This window comes from Actinosynnema sp. NPDC059797, from assembly GCF_042732085.1.
Lineage (GTDB): Bacteria > Actinomycetota > Actinomycetes > Mycobacteriales > Pseudonocardiaceae > Actinosynnema.
Map to the genome: position 1 here is coordinate 25,497 of NZ_JBHWIE010000056.1, position 8,494 is coordinate 33,990.

Genomic DNA, 8,494 nt, shown 5'->3' on the forward strand with positions numbered 1-8,494 from the left:
GGCGGGCCGGGGGCTCGCCGGGGACGCTGCCCGAGGGGCGGGCCGAGGGCTCGCCGGGAACCGCTGTCCGGGAGTGGGCTGAGCGGCGTGCCGGGGACGCTGCCCCGGAGTGGGCCGAGTGGCGTGCCCGGGAGCGGGCCGAGGGCTCGCCGGGGGGCGCTGCCGTTCCCGGGCCGCCGCCCCGGCACCACCCGCGGTCAGCCGGCTCCCCTGCCGCCTCGGGGGAGGGGTGGGAGGATGGAGCCGTGAGTTCATCCTCGGCGCAGGGCCGCCCACCGGGGTCCGCGATGACGCACGTGCTGCGGTTCGTCGTGGTGGGCGTGGTGCTGGCCTGGAGCGCCCTGGTCGCCGTGGTGATCGCGCGGGAACCGGAGCGCGGCGCGGCGTCGCCCGCCGAGCTGGCGCGGGCGTGCGAGGTGGCGCTCAACGAGGGCGACCACGAGTCGCTGGCGCGCCTGTTCGGGCAGCCGCTGTCCGAGGACAGCGCGGCGGTGGCGGAATCGGTGGTGGCCAGGGCCGGCTCGCCGCGGGGGCGGTGGACCGTCGAGCCGGACCCGGGCGCGGACGGGTCGGTGCTGGTGATCGCCGACGCGACCGGGCTCCGGGCCCGCTGGCGGGCCGCGGAGGACGACGGGCGCTGGCTGGTCGACCCGATCGCCGCGCCGTCGGCGGGGTGATCGGGCACCGCCCTCACCCCGTCCGCGTGCCGAAGTCGAACCGGGGTTCGGCCGCGCTCAGCACGGCGTGCCGGGGCTCCACCGACCAGAGCGCGCCGACCTCGGCCGCGATCGTCGCGGTCAGCTCCCGCACGTCCGCGGCCGCCGTCCCATGCACCGCCTCGGCGACGACCAGCACCGCGCCGGTGGTGTCCCGCACCGCCGAGAGCCCGCTCTGCCGGTTCGTCCACCGCCGCGCGTGGGCGGAGTTCGCGGCGTCGGCGAAGACCACCTCGCCCGGGTTCGGGTGCTCCGTGCCGCCCGCGAAGGTGTGGTAGACCTCGTCACCCCGGGCGTACCGCACCTCCAGGAACCCCTCGACCCGCGCCACGTCCAGCACCGCCACCGGGATCGCGAACGCCATCGACACCGCGTTGCACAGGTCCACCAGCGGGTGGAGCCGGGGCAGCGCGCCGTCCACCCGGTACCGTCGCAACAGCGCCTCCGACGCGCACCGGTACTGCGTGGGCTTGAGCCCCATCCGCGCGAACACCCGCCGCCACGCCCGGACCTCCGGGAAGCCGGACTCCGGGCCGCCCGCGAGCCTGGCCGCCGCGACCGCGCCGAACGCGTCCACCCGCGAATCGACGGGCACGTCCGGGGTGATCCCCTCGACGGAGACCACGCCCGCCGCCAGCTCCGGGAAGTCCCGCCGGACCTCGGCCGAGTGCCGGAACCACATCACGAACCCTCCCCGCCCCGCCGGCCCCACAGGCCGAACGCCAGGCCCGCCACCACCACGGACATCCCGACCCACACCAGCGGACCCGGCACGCGCGTGCCCAGCGCGACGCCCACCACGGCCGCCGACACCGGGGCCACGCCGGTCAGCAGACCCACCCGGCCGGACCCGAGCGCGGCCACGGTGGAGTACCACAGCACGAACGCCACCGCGGTCACCATGACCGCCAGGTAGGCGATCGCGACCCAGTCGCCGGCGGTCAGCGAGGTCACCGCGCCCACGCCCTCGGTCGCCACCGCTAGCCCGACGAACATCACCGCGCCCAACCACACCGAGTGCAGCGACACGCCCCACGCGCCGTGCCGGGCGAGCACCGGGACGGCCAGCAGCGTGAACGCCGCCTCGCACAGCATCGCCACCGCAGCCCAGGCCACGCCCTCCGCGTCCGCCTGGCCCGCGCCCTCCACCACCACGCTCCCGGCGGTGACCACGGCCGCCGCCAGCAGGACCCGCGCCTGCGGCGCACGGCGCTCCAGCAGCGGTCCGACCACCCCGATCAGTACCGGCACGCACGCCACGGCGACCGCGACCACGGCGGGTTCGGCGTGGGCCACCCCGCGCACGACGGCGACGTTGAACAGCACCAGCCCGGTGGCCGCGATGCCCGTCAACCACAGCCACTCGCGGCCCCTCGGGCGCACCACGGTCACCCGCAGCGCCCTCGCCAGCAGGGCCAGGATCGCGATCGCGGCGAGGTAGCGGACGGCCTGGGTGGTGAACAGCGGCGCGGAGACCAGGGTGTGCGACACGCCGACGCTGCCGCCGACGAGGGCCATGCCGGCGATGCCCGCCGCGAGGTTGCGCAGCGGCGGGCGGGAGGGGAGGGCCCCGGGCGGGGTGGTGACGGCGGACGTGGTGCCGGCGGATGCGGTGCCTGCCGACGGGGTGCCTGCTGATGAGGTGCCAGCGGACGCGGTGCCGATCGGCGTGGTGCCGGTCGGCGCGGTGTGGGGCGCGGTGTGGAGCGCGGTGGTACCCGCCGCTGTGGTGGCTGTGTGCATGGCCCCACCCTGCCGCCACAATGGTCCGGTGAGCAGGTCCAAAACCACTCCACTCGACAGGTCCACAACGGGCGCCGACTTCCTCCAGCTCAACCTGGCGGACGCCCCGGTCGGCGGCCTGTCGGAATGGCTGACCGGCCGCCTCCGGCAGGCCATCTCGGACGGCAGGCTGCCGGTCGGCAGCAGGCTCCCGGCCACCCGCGTGCTGGCCGCCGAGCTGCGCGTGTCCCGGGGCGTGGTCACCGAGGCCTACCAGCGGCTCACCGAGGACGGCCAGGTCGCCGGGCGCGGCCGTGGCGGGACGGTCGTCGTCGCGGCCCCGGTCTCGTCCCCGCAGGCCGCACCCGCGCCGCCGCCTGCCCCGCCCACCGGCGACGTGTTCACCGCCCCGCCGGGCACCGAGGTGTTCGAGGCGCTGCGGTCGGCCACCGCGCGGATCGACCTGTCGCCGGGCGTGCCGGACCTGGCCGCGTTCCCGCGCACCGCGTGGCTGCGCGCCGAACGCGCGGTGCTGGGCACCCTCTCGGCCTCCGACTTCGGCTACGGCGACCCGCGCGGCGTGCCCGCGTTCCGGCTGGCCGTGGCCAACTGGCTGGCCCGCAACCGGGGTGTCCGCGCCGACCCGGACGAGGTGGTGATCGTCGCGGGCGTGGCGCAGGCGCTGGCCCTGCTCGCCAGGGTGCTGCGCGGCGACGGCGTCGACCGGGTCGCCGTGGAGGACCCCGGCTCGCTGGGCGCCAGGCAGCAGCTCCACAACTGGCACGTGGCCACCGACCCCGTGCCCGTGGACGCCCACGGCATCCGGGTCGACGAGCTGCGGGCGTCCGGCGCGGCCGCCGTGCTGCTCACGCCGGCGCACCAGTTCCCGACCGGCGTCGTCCTGGACGGCCGGCGGCGGCGCGAGCTGGTCCGGTGGGCCGACGAGGGCGGGCTGGTGATCGAGGACGACTACGACGCCGAGCACCGCTACGACCGGCCGCCGGTGCCCGCGCTGCGGTCGCTGCGCGCCGACCGGGTCTGCTACGCGGGCAGCGTGTCCAAATTGCTGGCGCCCGCCCTGCGCACCGGCTGGCTCCTGGCGCCCCGCCGCTACCACGAGGCCGTCGTCGCGGCCAAGCGCGACACCGACCTGGGCAACGCCGTGCTGCCGCAGCTCGTGCTGGCCCGGCTCATGGAGACCGGTGAGCTGGAGCGCCAGTTGCGCCTGCTGCGCCGCCGCCACCGCGCCCGGCGCGACGCCATGATCACCGCGCTCCACCGCCACCTGCCGGGCGCCCGCGTGCACGGCGCCGCCGCCGGCCTGCACCTGATGGTCACCTTCGACGCCGGCGTCGGCGACGTGGAGGTGGCCGCCGCGGCGCTGGCCCGGGGCGTGAAGGCGCACCCGCTGTCCTGGCACCGCCACGGCGACGGCGAACCGGGGCTCGTGCTGGGCTACGCGGCCAACGCGGCGGGCGTGATCGAGGAGGGCGTGGCCGTGCTCGGCGAGGTCCTGGGCGGACTGCGCCGGCGCGGGGAACCGTTGCGGGGAAGAGGAGTTGTGCCACCGCGACGGTGACGGGCGCACTCGTGGCACACCGCGGGGCGAGGGGGAGCCGCCCATCGGGGAACCGGTCCGGGCGGGTCCCCGGTCCTCTTCGGACGGTCAGTTCGCGGGTCGCGGGCGCCAGCGCTTCCACCGCGCGCCCGCCTCGGCGCGGGTCTTGCCGTCCCACACCAGCGAGACGTCCACGGTGATCTCCGCCTCCGACGCCTCGCGCACCGCGGCCCGCAGCTCCACCGGCTCGTGCAGCGGGGACGGCCGCAGGTAGCGCACGTCCAGCCCGGCGGTCACGTAGGACAGGGCGGCGTCACCGAGGGGCTCCCACCCCTTCGCCTCGGCCTCCAGCATCACCGCCGCCGCGCTGTGGCAGTCGAGCACGGTGCAGATGATGCCGCCGTTGAGGAAGCCGAGCCCGTTGTCGTGCTGGGGCCACGGCGTGAACGTGGCGGTCACCACCCCGTCCGCGCCGGGGTAGCTGCGCAGCCGCAGCCCGTCGGGGTTGGCGTGGCCGCAGCCGAAGCACGGCAGGTCGGGGTAGAGGCGTTCCTGGATGCTGGTCACCCGCCCAAGGTAGGTGGCGCCCCGGAACGCCGGTGGGCCGCCCCTCGCGCGGGGCGGCCCACCGGGGGAGCGGGATTACGAGACGGTGAACTGGTAGAGCTTGGTCACCTGGTTCGGCTTGAGCGTGCAGTTGGAGGTGAAGGTGCCCAGGCCGGTGGTCGTGCCGTCGGCCTTGCGCGGGGTCAGGGTGGTGCTGAAGTTCCCGACCGTGATGGTCGTCAGGCCGGCCTTGGTGAGGGTGAGGGGCGCGGTGCCGCCGGACGCGATCGTGTTGAACGCGCCGGACGAGGGGACGTTCGTCTTGGCCACGTTCAGGTTCGCGGTGACCGGGACGGCGGTGCCCGCGTTGTTCACGGTGGTCTGCGCCTTCGCCGTGCCCTCCACGGTCTTGGCGCCGACCAGCGCCAGGCCCAGGGTCGCGCTCGCGGGCACGGTCGCCGTGGCGATCACGGTGGTGCCGGGGATCGGCGTGCCGACCGTCGCGGAGGCGGGCAGGTTGGCCACGTCGATCTTGACGCTCATGTCCTGCGCCCCGATCAGCGGGAAGGGGCAGTTGTAGACGAGCGTCAGCGACGCGGTCGCCGCCTGGCCCACGCCGGCTCCGGCGGTCAGGATGGTGCCGGCGACCGCCGCGGCCGTCGCGAAACCCCCGAGGACCCTGCGCGAAGCAGCATTGAGTTTCAGCATGCGAATCTCCTCGTCGAGATTGTGCGGAAATGGTGGCCGCGGCGGCGGATCGCCGGTGTACCCGCCAGTAATGTACGTTTCCGTGAACCGATCGGGCAAGTATCGAACCCGAGTGGAGTAGCTTTCTCAAGCCGGACTACAAAATGGTTGTTCGTTTTTGTCACGGAGCGAACGGGTTTGCCCGCGGCGTCCGGGCGCGGGCTGGCCGGCCTGGTGGCGGGCGTGCCCGTGCCGGGGTCGGCGCGCGGGAGGGCCTGCGAGGGCGAGGGGGTCCGAGTGGTCGGGAGCCGGGGGCCCGGCTACGACGGCGTGTGGTCGCGGGCGTTCCGGGACGCGCGCGGGATCAGCGCCACTCGGTGACGGTGACGCCGTCGCCGACGGCGATGTGGCCGGGGCTGAGCACCGCGGCCTTCAGGCCGAAGCTGACGCCGTCCGGTTCGCGGCGGTAGTCGGCCAGCGTGCGCAGCGGCTCGGGGCCGACGCGGACCCCGGCGGACTGGTCGACGAGGGTGACCGCGCAGCGGATGGCCAGCTCGCCGAAGCCGACCTCGGCGCCGCCGACCGCCATTCGGCGCACCCGGTCCTCGGTGTGCGGCTCGGGCCACCCGTCGACCACGATGTTGGGCCGGAACCGGTCCATCGGGACCGGGTCGGCGCCCCGCTCCGCGATCCGGGCGTTCAGGCCGTCCAGGGTGGACAGCGAGAGGACCAGCAGCGCGTTCGGGTCGACCTCGTCCCGGCCCCGGCTCGACCAGGCCGGCTCGCGCACCAGGCGGGCGGGCCTGCCGAGCACGCCGGTCAGCCACTCGGCCACCTCGTCGCCCTGGTCGATCCCCGACCCGGGCCACCTCTCCACCCCCGCCGGGTGGGTCTTCCCGTCCACCGCCACGTCCAGCACCAGTTCGCCGGCGCCGGGCGCGCTCAGCTCCAGCTTCGCGCCGTCGTGCAGCACCCGGCACCGGATCGTGGCCAGCATCGGCGCCTCGCCCTGCCAGATGACGTCGCCGTTCGGCTTGACCGGCGCGAACAACCGGTCGTGGGCCAACCCGGTCGCGGTGACCTCGGCCCGTTCCACGACGACCCCGGCACACCCCTTGATCGGGTACAACGTCAGCGCGTGAACGGTCGCCATGCGGTTCAACGTACCGGCCCGGCGCCGCGATCCACCCCGGTATTTCCCGAATTCCGGAATGCGCGGGCCGAGGATCGACCGGCCGGCGGGCACCCGTGCCCGCGTTCGGCTCTGGCGGCCCGTCGCCCTGATCGGCGCGCTCGGGGGAGAAGGGGGACAGGGGAGGGGTGGGCGAGGGCGGGACCGGCCGTGGGCGAGGGCGGGCGAGGGGGGTGGGCGAGGGCAGGCGCGAGGGCGGGGCCGGCGGGGGCATGGGTAAGGGCGCGCGAGGGCGGTCTGATCCATCCGCGCGGCGAAGAATTATCGGGGTCCTTTTCTTCCTTTGTTCAGGCGGGTTTTGCGCCGTTAGGCGGTACCCGTTCGGAGCGGTTCGGCGCGACCCTGCTTCGGCTGGGAAGACATGGGGGTTGGGGGAGCATGGGGGATTTGTTCGCCCGGTGGCAGGGCATGGTCGCCCGGCACAGCAGGCGCGCCGTGGACGCCTACGTCCGGGAACTGCCCGATTTCCACCTGATGTCGACTGACACCCGGTCGCGGACCGGATTGTTGGATTTCGCGTTGTTCCTCCGCGAGCGGACCGTCGCACTCGCCGCCGAGGACCGGCCGTTCGGCGAGGACGACCTCGCCGTCATGGTCTCGGTCGGCCGGGAGCGCGGTGCGGCGGGGGTGTCGCCGGTCGCGCAGCGCCGCGTCCTCGCGCTGCACACCTCGCTCACCCTCCGGGAGGTCCACGAGGCGGCCACGCCGGGGGACGTGACCGACGTGATGCACGCCCTGCGCTGGCTGCCCGACCAGGGCGCGGTGGCGCAGGCCGCGTACACGCGGGGCTACCTGCGCGGCCAGGAGGCGCTGCGGCCCGTGGTGGACCGCGTGCGGTCGCTGGTGTCGCTGCTGCTGGCCGGCGACGCCTTCGCCGACGACGTGGCCGCCGGGCTGGCGATGCCCCGGCACGAGCACGTCGTGGTGGCCGTGGTGCGGGTGCCCGGCCCGGCGCCGGACGCCGCCGGGCGCGCCGACCTCCTGACCGACCTGCTGGCGCGCCACTGGCTCCCGGTGCGCTGGGAGGACCCGGCCGAGTTCGTCGCGCTGGTCGGGGCGGACGAGCCGGCGGCGGCCGAGGAGCGGACCCGCGAGGTGGTGCGGGACTTCGTCGACCGGGTGGACGTGCCGTGCGCGGTCGGCGCGGCGCGGTGCCCGGGCGGTGCGCCGGGCGGCGCGCTGGACGAGGCCCGGCAGGTCTGCCGGGTCGCGCCGCCGGGCCACCGCGCCGGCGAGGTGCGCTACCGCGAAGACCTGTTCGCCGAACTGGGCGCGGCGGCGGTGCCGCCGGTCGACGCGTGGCTGGGCGAGACGGCGCGCCGGCTGGCGGACGGCCCCGACCTGGTCGCCACCCTCGACGCCTTCTACCGCAACGACATGCACCGCACCCGGACCGCGGCGGCGCTGTCGGTGCACCCGCGCACCCTGGACTACCGGCTCGACCGGGTGCGCCACCTCACCGGGCTCGACCCCGCCTCGGCGCGCGGCGTCCTGGTCCTGAGCACGGCCGTGACCCGCGCCCTCGCCGGCGCCTACAGCTGACGGGGCGCCATGGGAGACCTGTTCGACGCGTTGCGCGGGCGCGCCGGGGAGAACGGCGAGCGCGTCGTCGCCCTGTGCACCGACGCGCTGCCCGAGTACCGGGCCACCTCCACCACGCCGGCCGACCACGACCGGATGGTGGAGTTCGCCGTCCACATCCGGCGCCGCACCCTCGACTGCGTCACCGCCGACGTGCCGCTGACCGCGGGCGACCTCGCGGTGGTGACCGACGTGGGCGAGGAACGCGGTCGCCGCGGCCTGTCCCGCGCCGTCCACGACAAGGTGCTGGCGGTGCACGCCACGGCGACCTTGCGGGAGATCCACGAGGCGTGCAGCCCGCGCGACCTGGACGACGCCATGCGCATGCTGTCGTGGCTCGCCGCGCACGCCCCGGCCGCGCAGCGCGCGTACACCGCGGGCCTGCTGGCCGGGCAGCAGGACCGGATCTCGGCGGCCGGCCGGGTGCGGCGGTTCGCCGACCTGCTGGCGGCCGGTGACCCGGTCGCCCTCGACCACGCGCGGTCGGTCGAC

Annotated in this window: 9 protein-coding genes; 4 read left to right on the top strand and 5 right to left on the bottom strand. The window is 75.8% G+C overall.

The window, feature by feature from the left end; all coding sequences use genetic code 11:
* The first annotated feature begins 245 nt into the window (after positions 1-245).
* Entirely contained in the window at positions 246-677 is a 432-nt protein-coding gene (locus ACFV4N_RS16665; protein WP_499673409.1) for a hypothetical protein, read from the top strand.
* 13 nt (positions 678-690) lie between these two features.
* Here the strand turns inward: ACFV4N_RS16665 and ACFV4N_RS16670 are convergent, their stop codons facing one another.
* Positions 691-1,398: a B3/B4 domain-containing protein gene (locus ACFV4N_RS16670; RefSeq protein WP_499673418.1), complete on the bottom strand. Its 708-nt coding sequence runs from the start codon at positions 1,396-1,398 to the stop codon at positions 691-693.
* Entirely contained in the window at positions 1,398-2,459 is a 1,062-nt protein-coding gene (locus ACFV4N_RS16675) for a DMT family transporter (protein WP_499673410.1), read from the bottom strand. The genes ACFV4N_RS16670 and ACFV4N_RS16675 overlap by 1 nt, the downstream gene beginning before the upstream one ends.
* A 28-nt stretch (positions 2,460-2,487) precedes the next feature.
* On the opposite strand from ACFV4N_RS16675, the gene pdxR reads away from it, so the two are divergent.
* Positions 2,488-4,017 (top strand): MocR-like pyridoxine biosynthesis transcription factor PdxR, encoded by a 1,530-nt coding sequence (pdxR, locus tag ACFV4N_RS16680; protein ID WP_499673411.1) that lies wholly within the window; start codon positions 2,488-2,490, stop codon positions 4,015-4,017.
* A gap of 87 nt (positions 4,018-4,104) precedes the next feature.
* Here the strand turns inward: pdxR and ACFV4N_RS16685 are convergent, their stop codons facing one another.
* From ACFV4N_RS16685 to ACFV4N_RS16695, 3 genes are all read right to left on the bottom strand, one after another.
* Entirely contained in the window at positions 4,105-4,563 is a 459-nt protein-coding gene (locus ACFV4N_RS16685; protein ID WP_499673412.1) for a PaaI family thioesterase, read from the bottom strand.
* A gap of 75 nt (positions 4,564-4,638) precedes the next feature.
* Entirely contained in the window at positions 4,639-5,250 is a 612-nt protein-coding gene (locus tag ACFV4N_RS16690) for a DUF6801 domain-containing protein (protein ID WP_499673413.1), read from the bottom strand.
* 343 nt (positions 5,251-5,593) lie between these two features.
* Positions 5,594-6,382, bottom strand: a complete 789-nt coding sequence (locus ACFV4N_RS16695; RefSeq protein WP_499673414.1) for an MOSC domain-containing protein — start codon at positions 6,380-6,382, stop codon at positions 5,594-5,596.
* Between the two features lie 417 nt (positions 6,383-6,799).
* On the opposite strand from ACFV4N_RS16695, the gene ACFV4N_RS16700 reads away from it, so the two are divergent.
* Positions 6,800-7,963, top strand: coding sequence for a PucR family transcriptional regulator (locus ACFV4N_RS16700; RefSeq protein ID WP_499673415.1), 1,164 nt, complete (start codon positions 6,800-6,802; stop codon positions 7,961-7,963).
* A 9-nt stretch (positions 7,964-7,972) separates the two neighbouring features.
* The coding region (locus tag ACFV4N_RS16705; RefSeq protein WP_499673416.1) for an RsbRD N-terminal domain-containing protein at positions 7,973-8,494 on the top strand (522 nt) is incomplete at its 3' end.